Here is a 20,657-nt window from a genome sequence, read left to right as displayed (position 1 = left end):
AGCTGATTATTAAGGTTAAGAAGTGCGCGTGAACACGCTCTTCTTAACCCAGACTCATATCTATGTTTTTAAATAGTTCTTACTCTCTCGTCGAGTAGTATAGTTCTGTATAAAACAGAAAGAAGTAATCATTTGATAATCACTTGTTTCTGTTTATGCTATTCTAAATATTCTATTTAATCGCGCTTGTTTATTAATGGTGGAGCCAAACGGAGTCGAACCGTTGACCTCCTGCGTGCAAGGCAGGCGCTCTACCAACTGAGCTATGGCCCCTAAATAATGGTAGGCCTGGGCAGACTTGAACTGCCGACCCCCGCGTTATCAACACGGTGCTCTAACCAGCTGAGCTACAGGCCTGTACGAGGCATATACCTCTAGCTAATAAACTAGCTTAAACTAAAGAACAACTTGTTGTGAATTCTTGCCAAGTGAATGCCGTCTATAAGGAGGTGATCCAGCCGCAGGTTCCCCTACGGCTACCTTGTTACGACTTCACCCCAGTCATCAACCACACCGTGGTGAACGCCGTCCTAAAAGGTTCGGCTATCCACTTCTGGTGCAATCAACTCCCATGGTGTGACGGGCGGTGTGTACAAGGCCCGGGAACGTATTCACCGCGGCATTCTGATCCGCGATTACTAGCGATTCCTACTTCATGGAGTCGAGTTGCAGACTCCAATCTGGACTACGATAGGCTTTAAGAGATTCGCATCACATCGCTGTGTAGCTGCCCTCTGTACCTACCATTGTAGCACGTGTGTAGCCCTGGTCGTAAGGGCCATGATGACTTGACGTCGTCCCCGCCTTCCTCCAGTTTGTCACTGGCAGTATCCTTAGAGTTCCCGGCTTAACCCGCTGGTAACTAAGGACAAGGGTTGCGCTCGTTGCGGGACTTAACCCAACATCTCACGACACGAGCTGACGACAGCCATGCAGCACCTGTATTCTAATTCCCGAAGGCACTCCCGCATCTCTGCAGGATTCTAGATATGTCAAGACCAGGTAAGGTTCTTCGCGTTGCATCGAATTAAACCACATGCTCCACCGCTTGTGCGGGCCCCCGTCAATTCATTTGAGTTTTAACCTTGCGGCCGTACTCCCCAGGCGGTCTACTTATTGCGTTAGCTGCGTCACTAAGTCCTCAAGGGACCCAACGACTAGTAGACATCGTTTACGGCGTGGACTACCAGGGTATCTAATCCTGTTTGCTACCCACGCTTTCGAACCTCAGTGTCAATATGATGCCAGAAGGCTGCCTTCGCCATCGGTATTCCTCCAGATCTCTACGCATTTCACCGCTACACCTGGAATTCTACCTTCCTCTCACCTATTCTAGCCTAACAGTATCAGATGCAGTTCCCAGGTTAAGCCCGGGGATTTCACATCTGACTTATCAAGCCACCTACGCTCGCTTTACGCCCAGTAATTCCGATTAACGCTTGCACCCTCTGTATTACCGCGGCTGCTGGCACAGAGTTAGCCGGTGCTTATTCTGCAGCTAATGTCATCGTCCGTGGGTATTAACCACGGAGTCTTCTTCACTGCTTAAAGTGCTTTACAACCAAAAGGCCTTCTTCACACACGCGGCATGGCTGGATCAGGGTTGCCCCCATTGTCCAATATTCCCCACTGCTGCCTCCCGTAGGAGTCCGGGCCGTGTCTCAGTCCCGGTGTGGCTGATCATCCTCTCAGACCAGCTACAGATCGTCGCCATGGTAGGCCTTTACCCCACCATCTAGCTAATCCGACTTAGGCTCATCTAATAGCGAGAGCAACAAGTTGCCCCCTTTCTCCCGTAGGTCGTATGCGGTATTAATACGAGTTTCCCCGTGCTATCCCCCACTACTAGGTAGATTCCTAAGTATTACTCACCCGTCCGCCGCTCGTCATCTGGGAGCAAGCTCCCAATGTTACCGCTCGACTTGCATGTGTTAAGCCTGCCGCCAGCGTTCAATCTGAGCCATGATCAAACTCTTCAGTTTAATCTGCATGTAACCCTTTAAAGAGGTTACGAAACTTGGCTCATTTAATCTGGCAAAATCGCTTTAAATTATGTTCGTAATGAATTAACTTTGAGTTTTTCTGCTGTCTTAAATGATAATTTTTATAGTTAGAATAAACTCCGAAAAGAAGTTCAAACCAACTTTATTTTTAGCACTCTTGCTCAGCAAAAATCCACACAAGTTGTTCTTTAGTTATGCTTTTAAATAGTGTCTCTTTACTGTCGTCCAGTTAAAGAGTTATATCAATCTTGTTTGCTAAGATAGCCTTAAACCCTTATGGGCCGTTCTATCTAGCGAGCTGACTATCATATCATATTCGATGTGTCTGTCAAGCTTTTATTTTAAATCTTTATAATTTGTATCTTAAGTTAAGAATTTGATTTAACTACCTTATTTGGTAGTTTGTCTCGTCCTGTCCCTTAATGAGGTGCGTATTATAGACGCTTTATTTGCTAAGTCAAGAATTAAATTATTTTATTCTAAAAGTAATTTAGTGGGTTGGGTGATTAGTTAATAGCTTCGCTATTAATAATAAGTGGTAAACCACTTCTCAATCCGCCTTCCCTTCCGACTGGGTGGCATTATACGCGCTTTGCTTTGGGCGTCAAGGGGTTTTGGAAATTAATTTACTATTTCCGTATTGTCTGACAAACCTTATATTTTCTAGCGCTTTTGACTGTTGATTTTATTACCTTTATTGCTTTGAAGCTAGCTTTTGTGAGTTGTACTATTAATTAACTTGTAAAAAACGCCTCTAGTAAGAGACGTTTGATTCGAAATTGCTCAGCTCGGCATTTAATATTATCAGATGACCGTGATATCTGTATCAATGTATAGCATAGTATCATCGTTGTTGCTTTGATAGAGATCATAGCCTACTTGATTAGAAGTCGCTGCTTTGGTAAAGTCTGTTAATACGACCTTATCGGCATCTCCTGAAGTTTCATTCGCACTATCGCCATTGATGAACAGCGTATTGTCATCATCAGTGATACCAATGACATCCTGTAATGAAAGACTTAGAGTTTGAGAGATACCATTAGTCATCTCTATAACTTCAATATCATTAACATTGTTTAAATCAATCGAGATACTGTCAAAGTATAGCGTATCTATATTTTGAGAACCATCACCTATTAAAGCGTCTGTCGACTCATCATCGATGTCGACGGCTCTGCTTGCTTGGCTAGTCATCATTCTATTACTATTGTTAGCATCGTAAGTCAGACTTATAGTTAAAGTAGTCATATCTTGATCACCATCATTATCAATAGCGGTATATGATATGGTCTCCTGATAGTCTGCGCTTACTGTTTTTGGTGCCGTATAGCTATAATCAGCATTATCAAAATCAATTACGAAGATACCATTGTTGGTTGTCGTTACTGTGACTGTATTTGTTGCCATGTCATAGCTATAACTAGTAGTAGCTGCTGTAGAAGTAAGTACAGCTGTGTCTATGTTATAAGTGAAATTACCAACACCACCGATATTAATGGTTGTGAGAGTCAGGCCATTGCCGTCTGCGCCGAACTGCACACTAGAGGAACCAGCAAGATTACCTGATAACGTAGTAATATCAATGTCGTTTAAAATACTGTCCTCTAAGGTTTGAGGAGTCACTGTCACGCCATCCTTATCAATGCCCATAACACCACTACCATCATAAGCGATAGGATCAAGCAAGGTGTTAGAACCTAAATTTACGATTGAATAAGCGGCTGCGTCTATCTTATTGGTATTCAAGAAGCCAGTCCAAATGGCCTCTTCTGCTGCCTGAATACCTACGTCATTAAAGTTGCTGTTCGCAGAACCCTCCAAAAGACTTGGACCGCCATTACCTCGGTTAGGTTCTCCATCGGTAATAAAAATAGCTTTATTTAATAGCGTAGCTCCACTAACATCTGCAATTTTACCACTGCTACCGAATGCAGTTATTGCTGCAGCTAATGCAGCATCATAATTAGTAAAGCCATTAGAGACATTGATATTATCAATTGCAACAAGTGCATCTGCAGCAGATAACCATGTGGATCCAATAATATTACTAGTTGATTGGAAAGTGACTAGTCTCACCGCAACTTCACCAAACTCATCATACTTACTAATAGCTTGTATCAAAGCTGATTTTGCTAAAGCTAACCTTTCTCCTCTCATGCTTCCAGATACATCAAGCATCAATAGCAAATTAGTATTAACAGGCTCTACTAAAATGTTTTCATTAACATCATTAGCCAGTGGCGAATCATCTTCGATAGTGAGCGTGAATACTGATGAGCTTGAGGTATTGAAACCGTCACTAACGGTAGCCGTAAAGCTCAAGTCAAGATTGTCTTCGCCATTAGTATTTGGATGATCAATTGGTTTTAAGAGCTCTGCAGTATAGTTAGCTGAGTAGTTGCCATTACCATTATCGGTAAACGCATCGATGGTCATAGTAATCACGTCTACTGGATTGCCTCCTATCATAGCTGAGCCTGTTAAGACATTGCCAGCCTGTGACCAAGTGACTTGACTGCCGCCTGAAGTAATTGCATTATTTCCAGTAGGCCCATTTAAGGTCACACTAAAGTCGCTAGCAGACATAGGGTCTGGATCGACTACTGTAATGACTCCGGTCTGTGTTGTTAAAAAAGCATTGTCAGTAAATGGTGGGAGAGCGTCATTGTCAGGGATACCTCCTGGTAAGCCTTCTTCGGAAACTGTGGTAGAGCTGATACTAATCGTTGGTACGGTGTCGTTATCAACAATGTTCATATCCGCAGTGGCTTGACCGACCACGATGGCCTCAAAGCCGCCGCCGACCGGATTACTGATGGTGATGCCAACCAGCTCACTACCCTCAGCGATAAAGTCATCGATGGTATCAATGTCAAGATCGGTGCTGCTAGTGCCTGCAAGGATGGTCACTTGCACCACACCGGTAAAGTCGGTGCCGTCAATGGCCACGCCACTATAAGTCACATCAACCACCACATCGGTGATCGCATTGACCGGGTTGCCATTGCTATCGGTTAAGCTGATCGGGAAGCTGGCACTATTACCCTCTTCAACGTCGCCCACGGTGTCGGCGATCGAGACGGTGATGGTATCCTCCGCCCCAGGATCAGCTTCATCAACAATGTTCATATCCGCAGTGGCTTGACCGACCACGATGGCCTCAAAGCCGCCGCCGACCGGATTACTGATGGTGATGCCAACCAGCTCACTACCCTCAGCGATAAAGTCATCGATGGTATCAATGTCAAGATCGGTGCTGCTAGTGCCTGCAAGGATGGTCACTTGCACCACACCGGTAAAGTCGGTGCCGTCAATGGCCACGCCACTATAAGTCACATCAACCACCACATCGGTGATCGCATTGACCGGGTTGCCATTGCTATCGGTTAAGCTGACTGGGAAGCTGGCACTATTACCCTCTTCAACGTCGCCCACGGTGTCGGCGATCGAGACGGTGATGGTATCCTCCGCTCCAGGATCAGCTTCATCAACAATGTTCATATCCGCAGTGGCTTGACCGACCACGATGGCCTCAAAGCCGCCGCCGACCGGATTACTGATGGTGATGCCAACCAGCTCACTACCCTCAGCGATAAAGTCATCGATGGTATCAATGTCAAGATCGGTGCTGCTAGTGCCTGCAAGGATGGTCACTTGCACCACACCGGTAAAGTCGGTGCCGTCAATGGCCACGCCACTATAAGTCACATCAACCACCACATCGGTGATCGCATTGACCGGGTTGCCATTGCTATCGGTTAAGCTGATCGGGAAGCTGGCACTATTACCCTCTTCAACGTCGCCCACGGTGTCGGCGATCGAGACGGTGATGGTATCCTCCGCCCCAGGATCAGCTTCATCAACAATGTTCATATCCGCAGTGGCTTGACCGACCACGATGGCCTCAAAGCCGCCGCCGACCGGATTACTGATGGTGATGCCAACCAGCTCACTACCCTCAGCGATAAAGTCATCGATGGTATCAATGTCAAGATCGGTGCTGCTAGTGCCTGCAAGGATGGTCACTTGCACCACACCGGTAAAGTCGGTGCCGTCAATGGCCACGCCACTATAAGTCACATCAACCACCACATCGGTGATCGCATTGACCGGGTTGCCATTGCTATCGGTTAAGCTGATCGGGAAGCTGGCACTATTACCCTCTTCAACGTCGCCCACGGTGTCGGCGATCGAGACGGTGATGGTATCCTCCGCCCCAGGATCAGCTTCATCAACAATGTTCATATCCGCAGTGGCTTGACCGACCACGATGGCCTCAAAGCCGCCGCCGACCGGATTACTGATGGTGATGCCAACCAGCTCACTACCCTCAGCGATAAAGTCATCGATGGTATCAATGTCAAGATCGGTGCTGCTAGTGCCTGCAAGGATGGTCACTTGCACCACACCGGTAAAGTCGGTGCCGTCAATGGCCACGCCACTATAAGTCACATCAACCACCACATCGGTGATCGCATTGACCGGGTTGCCATTGCTATCGGTTAAGCTGATCGGGAAGCTGGCACTATTACCCTCTTCAACGTCGCCCACGGTGTCGGCGATCGAGACGGTGATGGTATCCTCCGCCCCAGGATCAGCTTCATCAACAATGTTCATATCCGCAGTGGCTTGACCGACCACGATGGCCTCAAAGCCGCCGCCGACCGGATTACTGATGGTGATGCCAACCAGCTCACTACCCTCAGCGATAAAGTCATCGATGGTATCAATGTCAAGATCGGTGCTGCTAGTGCCTGCAAGGATGGTCACTTGCACCACACCGGTAAAGTCGGTGCCGTCAATGGCCACGCCACTATAAGTCACATCAACCACCACATCGGTGATCGCATTGACCGGGTTGCCATTGCTATCGGTTAAGCTGATCGGGAAGCTGGCACTATTACCCTCTTCAACGTCGCCCACGGTGTCGGCGATCGAGACGGTGATGGTATCCTCCGCCCCAGGATCAGCTTCATCAACAATGTTCATATCCGCAGTGGCTTGACCGACCACGATGGCCTCAAAGCCGCCGCCGACCGGATTACTGATGGTGATGCCAACCAGCTCACTACCCTCAGCGATAAAGTCATCGATGGTATCAATGTCAAGATCGGTGCTGCTAGTGCCTGCAAGGATGGTCACTTGCACCACACCGGTAAAGTCGGTGCCGTCAATGGCCACGCCACTATAAGTCACATCAACCACCACATCGGTGATCGCATTGACCGGGTTGCCATTGCTATCGGTTAAGCTGATCGGGAAGCTGGCACTATTACCCTCTTCAACGTCGCCCACGGTGTCGGCGATCGAGACGGTGATGGTATCCTCCGCTCCAGGATCAGCTTCATCAACAATGTTCATATCCGCAGTGGCTTGACCGACCACGATGGCCTCAAAGCCGCCGCCGACCGGATTACTGATGGTGATGCCAACCAGCTCACTACCCTCAGCGATAAAGTCATCGATGGTATCAATGTCAAGATCGGTGCTGCTAGTGCCTGCAAGGATGGTCACTTGCACCACACCGGTAAAGTCGGTGCCGTCAATGGCCACGCCACTATAAGTCACATCAACCACCACATCGGTGATCGCATTGACCGGGTTGCCATTGCTATCGGTTAAGCTGATCGGGAAGCTGGCACTATTACCCTCTTCAACGTCGCCCACGGTGTCGGCGATCGAGACGGTGATGGTATCCTCCGCTCCAGGATCAGCTTCATCAACAATGTTCATATCCGCAGTGGCTTGACCGACCACGATGGCCTCAAAGCCGCCGCCGACCGGATTACTGATGGTGATGCCAACCAGCTCACTACCCTCAGCGATAAAGTCATCGATGGTATCAATGTCAAGATCGGTGCTGCTAGTGCCTGCAAGGATGGTCACTTGCACCACACCGGTAAAGTCGGTGCCGTCAATGGCCACGCCACTATAAGTCACATCAACCACCACATCGGTGATCGCATTGACCGGGTTGCCATTGCTATCGGTTAAGCTGATCGGGAAGCTGGCACTATTACCCTCTTCAACGTCGCCCACGGTGTCGGCGATCGAGACGGTGATGGTATCCTCCGCCCCAGGATCAGCTTCATCAACAATGTTCATATCCGCAGTGGCTTGACCGACCACGATGGCCTCAAAGCCGCCGCCGACCGGATTACTGATGGTGATGCCAACCAGCTCACTACCCTCAGTGATAAAGTCATCGATGGTATCAATGTCAAGATCGGTGCTGCTAGTGCCTGCAAGGATGGTCACTTGCACCACACCGGTAAAGTCGGTGCCGTCAATGGCCACGCCACTATAAGTCACATCAACCACCACATCGGTGATCGCATTGACCGGGTTGCCATTGCTATCGGTTAAGCTGACTGGGAAGCTGGCACTATTACCCTCTTCAACGTCGCCCACGGTGTCGGCGATCGAGACGGTGATGGTATCCTCCGCTCCAGGATCAGCTTCATCAACAATGTTCATATCCGCAGTGGCTTGACCGACCACGATGGCCTCAAAGCCGCCGCCGACCGGATTACTGATGGTGATGCCAACCAGCTCACTACCCTCAGCGATAAAGTCATCGATGGTATCAATGTCAAGATCGGTGCTGCTAGTGCCTGCAAGGATGGTCACTTGCACCACACCGGTAAAGTCGGTGCCGTCAATGGCCACGCCACTATAAGTCACATCAACCACCACATCGGTGATCGCATTGACCGGGTTGCCATTGCTATCGGTTAAGCTGATCGGGAAGCTGGCACTATTACCCTCTTCAACGTCGCCCACGGTGTCGGCGATCGAGACGGTGATGGTATCCTCCGCCCCAGGATCAGCTTCATCAACAATGTTCATATCCGCAGTGGCTTGACCGACCACGATGGCCTCAAAGCCGCCGCCGACCGGATTACTGATGGTGATGCCAACCAGCTCACTACCCTCAGCGATAAAGTCATCGATGGTATCAATGTCAAGATCGGTGCTGCTAGTGCCTGCAAGGATGGTCACTTGCACCACACCGGTAAAGTCGGTGCCGTCAATGGCCACGCCACTATAAGTCACATCAACCACCACATCGGTGATCGCATTGACCGGGTTGCCATTGCTATCGGTTAAGCTGATCGGGAAGCTGGCACTATTACCCTCTTCAACGTCGCCCACGGTGTCGGCGATCGAGACGGTGATGGTATCCTCCGCCCCAGGATCAGCTTCATCAACAATGTTCATATCCGCAGTGGCTTGACCGACCACGATGGCCTCAAAGCCGCCGCCGACCGGATTACTGATGGTGATGCCAACCAGCTCACTACCCTCAGCGATAAAGTCATCGATGGTATCAATGTCAAGATCGGTGCTGCTAGTGCCTGCAAGGATGGTCACTTGCACCACACCGGTAAAGTCGGTGCCGTCAATGGCCACGCCACTATAAGTCACATCAACCACCACATCGGTGATCGCATTGACCGGGTTGCCATTGCTATCGGTTAAGCTGATCGGGAAGCTGGCACTATTACCCTCTTCAACGTCGCCCACGGTGTCGGCGATCGAGACGGTGATGGTATCCTCCGCTCCAGGATCAGCTTCATCAACAATGTTCATATCCGCAGTGGCTTGACCGACCACGATGGCCTCAAAGCCGCCGCCGACCGGATTACTGATGGTGATGCCAACCAGCTCACTACCCTCAGCGATAAAGTCATCGATGGTATCAATGTCAAGATCGGTGCTGCTAGTGCCTGCAAGGATGGTCACTTGCACCACACCGGTAAAGTCGGTGCCGTCAATGGCCACGCCACTATAAGTCACATCAACCACCACATCGGTGATCGCATTGACCGGGTTGCCATTGCTATCGGTTAAGCTGATCGGGAAGCTGGCACTATTACCCTCTTCAACGTCGCCCACGGTGTCGGCGATCGAGACGGTGATGGTATCCTCCGCCCCAGGATCAGCTTCATCAACAATGTTCATATCCGCAGTGGCTTGACCGACCACGATGGCCTCAAAGCCGCCGCCGACCGGATTACTGATGGTGATGCCAACCAGCTCACTACCCTCAGCGATAAAGTCATCGATGGTATCAATGTCAAGATCGGTGCTGCTAGTGCCTGCAAGGATGGTCACTTGCACCACACCGGTAAAGTCGGTGCCGTCAATGGCCACGCCACTATAAGTCACATCAACCACCACATCGGTGATCGCATTGACCGGGTTGCCATTGCTATCGGTTAAGCTGATCGGGAAGCTGGCACTATTACCCTCTTCAACGTCGCCCACGGTGTCGGCGATCGAGACGGTGATGGTATCCTCCGCCCCAGGATCAGCTTCATCAACAATGTTCATATCCGCAGTGGCTTGACCGACCACGATGGCCTCAAAGCCGCCGCCGACCGGATTACTGATGGTGATGCCAACCAGCTCACTACCCTCAGCGATAAAGTCATCGATGGTATCAATGTCAAGATCGGTGCTGCTAGTGCCTGCAAGGATGGTCACTTGCACCACACCGGTAAAGTCGGTGCCGTCAATGGCCACGCCACTATAAGTCACATCAACCACCACATCGGTGATCGCATTGACCGGGTTGCCATTGCTATCGGTTAAGCTGATCGGGAAGCTGGCACTATTACCCTCTTCAACGTCGCCCACGGTGTCGGCGATCGAGACGGTGATGGTATCCTCCGCTCCAGGATCAGCTTCATCAACAATGTTCATATCCGCAGTGGCTTGACCGACCACGATGGCCTCAAAGCCGCCGCCGACCGGATTACTGATGGTGATGCCAACCAGCTCACTACCCTCAGCGATAAAGTCATCGATGGTATCAATGTCAAGATCGGTGCTGCTAGTGCCTGCAAGGATGGTCACTTGCACCACACCGGTAAAGTCGGTGCCGTCAATGGCCACGCCACTATAAGTCACATCAACCACCACATCGGTGATCGCATTGACCGGGTTGCCATTGCTATCGGTTAAGCTGATCGGGAAGCTGGCACTATTACCCTCTTCAACGTCGCCCACGGTGTCGGCGATCGAGACGGTGATGGTATCCTCCGCCCCAGGATCAGCTTCATCAACAATGTTCATATCCGCAGTGGCTTGACCGACCACGATGGCCTCAAAGCCGCCGCCGACCGGATTACTGATGGTGATGCCAACCAGCTCACTACCCTCAGCGATAAAGTCATCGATGGTATCAATGTCAAGATCGGTGCTGCTAGTGCCTGCAAGGATGGTCACTTGCACCACACCGGTAAAGTCGGTGCCGTCAATGGCCACGCCACTATAAGTCACATCAACCACCACATCGGTGATCGCATTGACCGGGTTGCCATTGCTATCGGTTAAGCTGATCGGGAAGCTGGCACTATTACCCTCTTCAACGTCGCCCACGGTGTCGGCGATCGAGACGGTGATGGTATCCTCCGCCCCAGGATCAGCTTCATCAACAATGTTCATATCCGCAGTGGCTTGACCGACCACGATGGCCTCAAAGCCGCCGCCGACCGGATTACTGATGGTGATGCCAACCAGCTCACTACCCTCAGCGATAAAGTCATCGATGGTATCAATGTCAAGATCGGTGCTGCTAGTGCCTGCAAGGATGGTCACTTGCACCACACCGGTAAAGTCGGTGCCGTCAATGGCCACGCCACTATAAGTCACATCAACCACCACATCGGTGATCGCATTGACCGGGTTGCCATTGCTATCGGTTAAGCTGATCGGGAAGCTGGCACTATTACCCTCTTCAACGTCGCCCACGGTGTCGGCGATCGAGACGGTGATGGTATCCTCCGCCCCAGGATCAGCTTCATCAACAATGTTCATATCCGCAGTGGCTTGACCGACCACGATGGCCTCAAAGCCGCCGCCGACCGGATTACTGATGGTGATGCCAACCAGCTCACTACCCTCAGCGATAAAGTCATCGATGGTATCAATGTCAAGATCGGTGCTGCTAGTGCCTGCAAGGATGGTCACTTGCACCACACCGGTAAAGTCGGTGCCGTCAATGGCCACGCCACTATAAGTCACATCAACCACCACATCGGTGATCGCATTGACCGGGTTGCCATTGCTATCGGTTAAGCTGATCGGGAAGCTGGCACTATTACCCTCTTCAACGTCGCCCACGGTGTCGGCGATCGAGACGGTGATGGTATCCTCCGCTCCAGGATCAGCTTCATCAACAATGTTCATATCCGCAGTGGCTTGACCGACCACGATGGCCTCAAAGCCGCCGCCGACCGGATTACTGATGGTGATGCCAACCAGCTCACTACCCTCAGCGATAAAGTCATCGATGGTATCAATGTCAAGATCGGTGCTGCTAGTGCCTGCAAGGATGGTCACTTGCACCACACCGGTAAAGTCGGTGCCGTCAATGGCCACGCCACTATAAGTCACATCAACCACCACATCGGTGATCGCATTGACCGGGTTGCCATTGCTATCGGTTAAGCTGATCGGGAAGCTGGCACTATTACCCTCTTCAACGTCGCCCACGGTGTCGGCGATCGAGACGGTGATGGTATCCTCCGCTCCAGGATCAGCTTCATCAACAATGTTCATATCCGCAGTGGCTTGACCGACCACGATGGCCTCAAAGCCGCCGCCGACCGGATTACTGATGGTGATGCCAACCAGCTCACTACCCTCAGCGATAAAGTCATCGATGGTATCAATGTCAAGATCGGTGCTGCTAGTGCCTGCAAGGATGGTCACTTGCACCACACCGGTAAAGTCGGTGCCGTCAATGGCCACGCCACTATAAGTCACATCAACCACCACATCGGTGATCGCATTGACCGGGTTGCCATTGCTATCGGTTAAGCTGATCGGGAAGCTGGCACTATTACCCTCTTCAACGTCGCCCACGGTGTCGGCGATCGAGACGGTGATGGTATCCTCCGCCCCAGGATCAGCTTCATCAACAATGTTCATATCCGCAGTGGCTTGACCGACCACGATGGCCTCAAAGCCGCCGCCGACCGGATTACTGATGGTGATGCCAACCAGCTCACTACCCTCAGCGATAAAGTCATCGATGGTATCAATGTCAAGATCGGTGCTGCTAGTGCCTGCAAGGATGGTCACTTGCACCACACCGGTAAAGTCGGTGCCGTCAATGGCCACGCCACTATAAGTCACATCAACCACCACATCGGTGATCGCATTGACCGGGTTGCCATTGCTATCGGTTAAGCTGATCGGGAAGCTGGCACTATTACCCTCTTCAACGTCGCCCACGGTGTCGGCGATCGAGACGGTGATGGTATCCTCCGCCCCAGGATCAGCTTCATCAACAATGTTCATATCCGCAGTGGCTTGACCGACCACGATGGCCTCAAAGCCGCCGCCGACCGGATTACTGATGGTGATGCCAACCAGCTCACTACCCTCAGCGATAAAGTCATCGATGGTATCAATGTCAAGATCGGTGCTGCTAGTGCCTGCAAGGATGGTCACTTGCACCACACCGGTAAAGTCGGTGCCGTCAATGGCCACGCCACTATAAGTCACATCAACCACCACATCGGTGATCGCATTGACCGGGTTGCCATTGCTATCGGTTAAGCTGATCGGGAAGCTGGCACTATTACCCTCTTCAACGTCGCCCACGGTGTCGGCGATCGAGACGGTGATGGTATCCTCCGCCCCAGGATCAGCTTCATCAACAATGTTCATATCCGCAGTGGCTTGACCGACCACGATGGCCTCAAAGCCGCCGCCGACCGGATTACTGATGGTGATGCCAACCAGCTCACTACCCTCAGCGATAAAGTCATCGATGGTATCAATGTCAAGATCGGTGCTGCTAGTGCCTGCAAGGATGGTCACTTGCACCACACCGGTAAAGTCGGTGCCGTCAATGGCCACGCCACTATAAGTCACATCAACCACCACATCGGTGATCGCATTGACCGGGTTGCCATTGCTATCGGTTAAGCTGATCGGGAAGCTGGCACTATTACCCTCTTCAACGTCGCCCACGGTGTCGGCGATCGAGACGGTGATGGTATCCTCCGCCCCAGGATCAGCTTCATCAACAATGTTCATATCCGCAGTGGCTTGACCGACCACGATGGCCTCAAAGCCGCCGCCGACCGGATTACTGATGGTGATGCCAACCAGCTCACTACCCTCAGCGATAAAGTCATCGATGGTATCAATGTCAAGATCGGTGCTGCTAGTGCCTGCAAGGATGGTCACTTGCACCACACCGGTAAAGTCGGTGCCGTCAATGGCCACGCCACTATAAGTCACATCAACCACCACATCGGTGATCGCATTGACCGGGTTGCCATTGCTATCGGTTAAGCTGATCGGGAAGCTGGCACTATTACCCTCTTCAACGTCGCCCACGGTGTCGGCGATCGAGACGGTGATGGTATCCTCCGCCCAGGATCAGCTTCATCAACAATGTTCATATCCGCAGTGGCTTGACCGACCACGATGGCCTCAAAGCCGCCGCCGACCGGATTACTGATGGTGATGCCAACCAGCTCACTACCCTCAGCGATAAAGTCATCGATGGTATCAATGTCAAGATCGGTGCTGCTAGTGCCTGCAAGGATGGTCACTTGCACCACACCGGTAAAGTCGGTGCCGTCAATGGCCACGCCACTATAAGTCACATCAACCACCACATCGGTGATCGCATTGACCGGGTTGCCATTGCTATCGGTTAAGCTGATCGGGAAGCTGGCACTATTACCCTCTTCAACGTCGCCCACGGTGTCGGCGATCGAGACGGTGATGGTATCCTCCGCTCCAGGATCAGCTTCATCAACAATGTTCATATCCGCAGTGGCTTGACCGACCACGATGGCCTCAAAGCCGCCGCCGACCGGATTACTGATGGTGATGCCAACCAGCTCACTACCCTCAGCGATAAAGTCATCGATGGTATCAATGTCAAGATCGGTGCTGCTAGTGCCTGCAAGGATGGTCACTTGCACCACACCGGTAAAGTCGGTGCCGTCAATGGCCACGCCACTATAAGTCACATCAACCACCACATCGGTGATCGCATTGACCGGGTTGCCATTGCTATCGGTTAAGCTGATCGGGAAGCTGGCACTATTACCCTCTTCAACGTCGCCCACGGTGTCGGCGATCGAGACGGTGATGGTATCCTCCGCTCCAGGATCAGCTTCATCAACAATGTTCATATCCGCAGTGGCTTGACCGACCACGATGGCCTCAAAGCCGCCGCCGACCGGATTACTGATGGTGATGCCAACCAGCTCACTACCCTCAGCGATAAAGTCATCGATGGTATCAATGTCAAGATCGGTGCTGCTAGTGCCTGCAAGGATGGTCACTTGCACCACACCGGTAAAGTCGGTGCCGTCAATGGCCACGCCACTATAAGTCACATCAACCACCACATCGGTGATCGCATTGACCGGGTTGCCATTGCTATCGGTTAAGCTGATCGGGAAGCTGGCACTATTACCCTCTTCAACGTCGCCCACGGTGTCGGCGATCGAGACGGTGATGGTATCCTCCGCCCCAGGATCAGCTTCATCAACAATGTTCATATCCGCAGTGGCTTGACCGACCACGATGGCCTCAAAGCCGCCGCCGACCGGATTACTGATGGTGATGCCAACCAGCTCACTACCCTCAGCGATAAAGTCATCGATGGTATCAATGTCAAGATCGGTGCTGCTAGTGCCTGCAAGGATGGTCACTTGCACCACACCGGTAAAGTCGGTGCCGTCAATGGCCACGCCACTATAAGTCACATCAACCACCACATCGGTGATCGCATTGACCGGGTTGCCATTGCTATCGGTTAAGCTGATCGGGAAGCTGGCACTATTACCCTCTTCAACGTCGCCCACGGTGTCGGCGATCGAGACGGTGATGGTATCCTCCGCCCCAGGATCAGCTTCATCAACAATGTTCATATCCGCAGTGGCTTGACCGACCACGATGGCCTCAAAGCCGCCGCCGACCGGATTACTGATGGTGATGCCAACCAGCTCACTACCCTCAGCGATAAAGTCATCGATGGTATCAATGTCAAGATCGGTGCTGCTAGTGCCTGCAAGGATGGTCACTTGCACCACACCGGTAAAGTCGGTGCCGTCAATGGCCACGCCACTATAAGTCACATCAACCACCACATCGGTGATCGCATTGACCGGGTTGCCATTGCTATCGGTTAAGCTGATCGGGAAGCTGGCACTATTACCCTCTTCAACGTCGCCCACGGTGTCGGCGATCGAGACGGTGATGGTATCCTCCGCCCCAGGATCAGCTTCATCAACAATGTTCATATCCGCAGTGGCTTGACCGACCACGATGGCCTCAAAGCCGCCGCCGACCGGATTACTGATGGTGATGCCAACCAGCTCACTACCCTCAGCGATAAAGTCATCGATGGTATCAATGTCAAGATCGGTGCTGCTAGTGCCTGCAAGGATGGTCACTTGCACCACACCGGTAAAGTCGGTGCCGTCAATGGCCACGCCACTATAAGTCACATCAACCACCACATCGGTGATCGCATTGACCGGGTTGCCATTGCTATCGGTTAAGCTGATCGGGAAGCTGGCACTATTACCCTCTTCAACGTCGCCCACGGTGTCGGCGATCGAGACGGTGATGGTATCCTCCGCCCCAGGATCAGCTTCATCAACAATGTTCATATCCGCAGTGGCTTGACCGACCACGATGGCCTCAAAGCCGCCGCCGACCGGATTACTGATGGTGATGCCAACCAGCTCACTACCCTCAGCGATAAAGTCATCGATGGTATCAATGTCAAGATCGGTGCTGCTAGTGCCTGCAAGGATGGTCACTTGCACCACACCGGTAAAGTCGGTGCCGTCAATGGCCACGCCACTATAAGTCACATCAACCACCACATCGGTGATCGCATTGACCGGGTTGCCATTGCTATCGGTTAAGCTGATCGGGAAGCTGGCACTATTACCCTCTTCAACGTCGCCCACGGTGTCGGCGATCGAGACGGTGATGGTATCCTCCGCCCCAGGATCAGCTTCATCAACAATGTTCATATCCGCAGTGGCTTGACCGACCACGATGGCCTCAAAGCCGCCGCCGACCGGATTACTGATGGTGATGCCAACCAGCTCACTACCCTCAGCGATAAAGTCATCGATGGTATCAATGTCAAGATCGGTGCTGCTAGTGCCTGCAAGGATGGTCACTTGCACCACACCGGTAAAGTCGGTGCCGTCAATGGCCACGCCACTATAAGTCACATCAACCACCACATCGGTGATCGCATTGACCGGGTTGCCATTGCTATCGGTTAAGCTGATCGGGAAGCTGGCACTATTACCCTCTTCAACGTCGCCCACGGTGTCGGCAATAGAGACGGTGATGGTATCCTCAGGACCTGGGCTCGTCTTCATCGGACGATTGTACCTATTCCAGTAAACGCCATTAACGGTAATTAGAACCGTTTCCAATATAAACCTCATGACCCTAAAGTTAGGGTCGTAACCCGAATTATTATGGGTAGCACTGATTGGTATTATTGTACTAGTGGTTTGGGCATATTTTGCCAAAATTGATCAGGTTACTCGCGCTACAGGCACGGTGATTGCTAGCGCTACGAACCCAAGAGATTCAAGCGGTAGAAGGCGGGGTATTGACTGATGATATTGGTTAAAGAAGGCGAAAGAGGTCACTAAAGGACAATTATTGGTGGACTTTGGAGGAGGACGCGCCCAAGCTGGCAGTGTGGCGAACTCAAACTCTAAGTTAGCGGCGCAAAAGCTAGGCTGGCGGTTTGGAGGCTCGGAGATTTTTGAGCCGGCTTTACAGTTCCAGATGATATCAAAAGTTATAGTGACTATGTAGAAACCAAACGTCAGTTATATAATCGCCGTCGCCAAGCAATTGATCAAGACGTCTCGTCACTACAAAAGATGATGGTATTAGCGAATCATAGAGCTGGAGCAATGAGATGAGACATTATTAACCTATGGTGATGTCAGTCAGGCGGATGTGATTAAATGCGTAGGCAAGTGGCAGAGATTCCAAGCGCAAATCATAATAAGCGTTATAATAACTTTGAAGAAGCACAAAGCGCGATGACCCAAGTCATAGAAGAGCTAAGATACTGAGCTTGAACAGTTGCGTGATTACTCACAAGTGTTCAGAAGAGAAACAACCTATTTGCTCCTACCGATGGTAGGTAAATAATATTTTGATTACCACTATCGGCGGTGTGGTCAAACCGGGCGAGATATCATGATGATTCTGCCTACAGTAGCGATTTGATCCGTTGAAGCTAAGGTCACCCCTGTAGATATAGCTTATGTAAAGAAGGGCAGCGGCCACTGTCAAGCTTGGATGCTTATGATTATTCTATCTTTGGAGCTATGAATGGATCGGTTACTTAAATTGAGTCCAGAATACTTTGATGGAGCAAACACCGAATGGTGAAGAGCCCTTATTTACCGAGTACAGATAAAAATTACAGGCGCCGAATTTGCAGAGCGCGCGTGATGAGATTGTGATTCAAGCCAGGTATGACCGCTTCAGTAGATATAAAGGGCGCAAGAGAGATCTGTGTTTCTTACTTGACCAACCTATTACCAAGACCTTCTCTGAAGGATTAGGTGAGCGCTAATATCTGTACTAAACCTTTAGCCTACTATGTGTTTTAAAGTTATTTTATCAATGAGACGCCCCTATATTTAGGGGCGTTTTTTTTAGTCAAAAATACTCATTAAAACTAATCCATCTCATAGCTATTTAATAATAAATTCTCTACTTTGATCTGTAGTCTAGGTCAACAACATCTTTCAATAAAACCCTCCTAAAACCTAGTACCTGAGCCTCCTTAAACCTCCTGTCTCTGTCTCAAATTACTTCTCTGATTAGTACGTTTGTACTATTACAAAGCCTCAATACCACTCTCTACTAACACTAAATAGATAGTTTAATTTTTTAGTCATAGAAGCGCCTCTATTACTACCATTGACATTTATTATTTAACACCAATAACCAAAAATGCATTTTATAAATGATTTCTTGAAGTTAGCTAAACATTTTTTATTAAACCGCTTATAAATCTTATTAGGAGTCCTGCTATGGACAAGCTACTTAAAAACCCTTATTACCTTATTACTACCCACTATAGCTTTGAGCTTTTACCGCTTGTACAACGACTAATGGTGGGGTTTATAACGAAGGTGATAATCGAAGAGTGAATGGTGTGGCATGGAAAACCAAAGCCGATGTAGATGTAAAGGCACTATTAGCGCAAGAGATAGATAGCCACTAAAACTCGCTTAGTATTCATTCGTAAAAATGATGATGACGCTGAGCAAACGAGCGCCAATATTGCCGTTAACAATAGATTTCAAGTGAGCCTGCAGCCTGGTAGTTATACCGTAGTCGAGTCTTGCGTAGGTACTAACAGTCTAAGCGCTCAAGCGACTGGCTTTAAAAACAATAATTTATCAGCAAATGCCAAAAACTTCCAACTCGCAGGTGGGTCAGACTTATTTTATATATGTCGATATGGATGAGCAAGGCAACAGCTCCCTTATGCAAATTACTGAAAACAATGCCTTACAGATGTTAGCCATAAGCGCTATCAGACACATCAGGTTAGCCGCCGTGGTACCAAACTGTCCACCGCCTGTTGTCGTGAGTGCTCCAGTTTGTCGTCACACCACCAGTAGTCGTTAGACAGCAGACTGTCGTTACTAGAAGAGCCAGCTACTATCGATCTAGAAGTCTTGTTCGATACGGATAAATCAGTGGTCAAGCCAGAATACTTCTCGGAAGTTGCCGAAGTTGCAGATTTTTATGAACCGCTATGCAAACACTACGACAGTCATCGAAGGTTCATACCGATAGTCAAGGTAGTGGACAGCTATAACCAAGCCCTATCACAGCGTCGAGTAAATGCGGTAAGAGACGTTTTAATAAATCAATTTGGCATTGCCGCTGATCGCTTAACGGCTATCGGTTACGGAGAGTCGCGTCCAAGAGCAACTAATGATACAGCAGAAGGTAGACAACTTAATCGCCGTGTTGTCGCTCTGATCAAAGAGAGACGCAGCAATTAAGTCGAACAATCTTATAGAACGTATTTGAGTTACTAAATTTTGAAAAAAGAGAGAATATCATGAATACTATTATCGTAAAAAACCAACGACGCGACTCAAACTATAAGCCAAGTGCAAGTCGTCACCGAAGATGGTACCCCAACTGTCATCACTGCAATGGATAAAGTGAACTATGAGTTCTATGATACGGCTATTAATCGTGCACCTAATCATATTATCACTAAACGCGTGAATATGATTTACATGTCTCGTTTGAAGATAAATGGACAAAATAGCGATCTTATTATAGAAGGTTTTTATGATCGTGAAGATAGCGCACTATTAGGCATGGCTGAAGATGGTCAGTATTATTACTATGTCCCAGATACTGGCGAAGCCTACGATTATGTGGACTCAGCTAGAGGCAGGAGATGTAGAAGGTCAAGCTTTAGGTGGTCAAGACTATACGGCAGTGGCTGTCATACCTTGGTGGATACCGGCTGCAGCAGGATTAGGACTGATCGGTTATAATTGCTGCTGCTACGTAGTAGTAGTGATGATGATAATGATAGTTTGCCACCACCTATAACACTACCGTTAGTATAAC

At 49.9% G+C, this 20,657-nt stretch carries 6 protein-coding genes, 2 tRNA genes and 1 rRNA gene; 4 read left to right on the top strand and 5 right to left on the bottom strand.

Features of this window, described 5'->3' with window-relative positions; all coding sequences use genetic code 11:
• Positions 1 to 197: 197 nt before the first annotated feature.
• The 5 genes from M0N77_RS13115 to M0N77_RS13095 form a co-directional block, all read right to left on the bottom strand.
• A tRNA-Ala gene (locus M0N77_RS13115) sits at positions 198 to 273 on the bottom strand.
• A gap of 7 nt (positions 274 to 280) precedes the next feature.
• Positions 281 to 357: transfer RNA gene (locus M0N77_RS13110), tRNA-Ile, on the bottom strand.
• A gap of 85 nt (positions 358 to 442) precedes the next feature.
• Positions 443 to 1,982, bottom strand: a 16S ribosomal RNA gene (locus M0N77_RS13105).
• A gap of 825 nt (positions 1,983 to 2,807) precedes the next feature.
• Complete coding sequence (locus M0N77_RS13100; RefSeq protein ID WP_353105684.1) at positions 2,808 to 14,366, bottom strand: VWA domain-containing protein; 11,559 nt, start codon at positions 14,364 to 14,366, stop codon at positions 2,808 to 2,810.
• Complete coding sequence (locus tag M0N77_RS13095) at positions 14,318 to 17,452, bottom strand: hypothetical protein (protein WP_353105683.1); 3,135 nt, start codon at positions 17,450 to 17,452, stop codon at positions 14,318 to 14,320. Before M0N77_RS13095 ends, M0N77_RS13100 begins: the two co-directional genes overlap by 49 nt.
• Positions 17,453 to 17,690: 238 nt before the next feature.
• On the opposite strand from M0N77_RS13095, the gene M0N77_RS13090 reads away from it, so the two are divergent.
• The 4 genes from M0N77_RS13090 (at position 17,691) to M0N77_RS13075 (ending at position 20,639) form a co-directional block, all read left to right on the top strand.
• On the top strand, positions 17,691 to 17,846 hold the full coding sequence (locus M0N77_RS13090; protein WP_353105682.1) for a hypothetical protein: 156 nt from the start codon (positions 17,691 to 17,693) through the stop codon (positions 17,844 to 17,846).
• A 1,617-nt stretch (positions 17,847 to 19,463) separates the two neighbouring features.
• Positions 19,464 to 19,688, top strand: coding sequence for a hypothetical protein (locus M0N77_RS13085; RefSeq protein WP_353105681.1), 225 nt, complete (start codon positions 19,464 to 19,466; stop codon positions 19,686 to 19,688).
• A 50-nt stretch (positions 19,689 to 19,738) separates the two neighbouring features.
• Positions 19,739 to 20,071, top strand: coding sequence for an OmpA family protein (locus tag M0N77_RS13080; protein ID WP_353105680.1), 333 nt, complete (start codon positions 19,739 to 19,741; stop codon positions 20,069 to 20,071).
• A 355-nt stretch (positions 20,072 to 20,426) separates the two neighbouring features.
• Positions 20,427 to 20,639, top strand: coding sequence for a hypothetical protein (locus tag M0N77_RS13075; RefSeq protein WP_353105679.1), 213 nt, complete (start codon positions 20,427 to 20,429; stop codon positions 20,637 to 20,639).
• Positions 20,640 to 20,657: the final 18 nt, after the last annotated feature.

It is taken from the genome of Psychrobacter sp. AH5 (assembly GCF_040371085.1).
GTDB lineage: Bacteria > Pseudomonadota > Gammaproteobacteria > Pseudomonadales > Moraxellaceae > Psychrobacter.
The sequence above is the reverse complement of the archived record's forward strand: the minus strand, read 5'-3'. Positions and strand labels throughout refer to the sequence as shown.

What these genes read in the sequence shown, in the direction of transcription:
- M0N77_RS13085 (WP_353105681.1), top strand. Translation starts at nt 19,464, where the DNA reads ATGCCAAAAACTTCCAACTCGCAGGTGGGTCAGACTTATTTTATATAT.
- M0N77_RS13075 (WP_353105679.1), top strand. Translation starts at nt 20,427, where the DNA reads ATGTCCCAGATACTGGCGAAGCCTACGATTATGTGGACTCAGCTAGAG.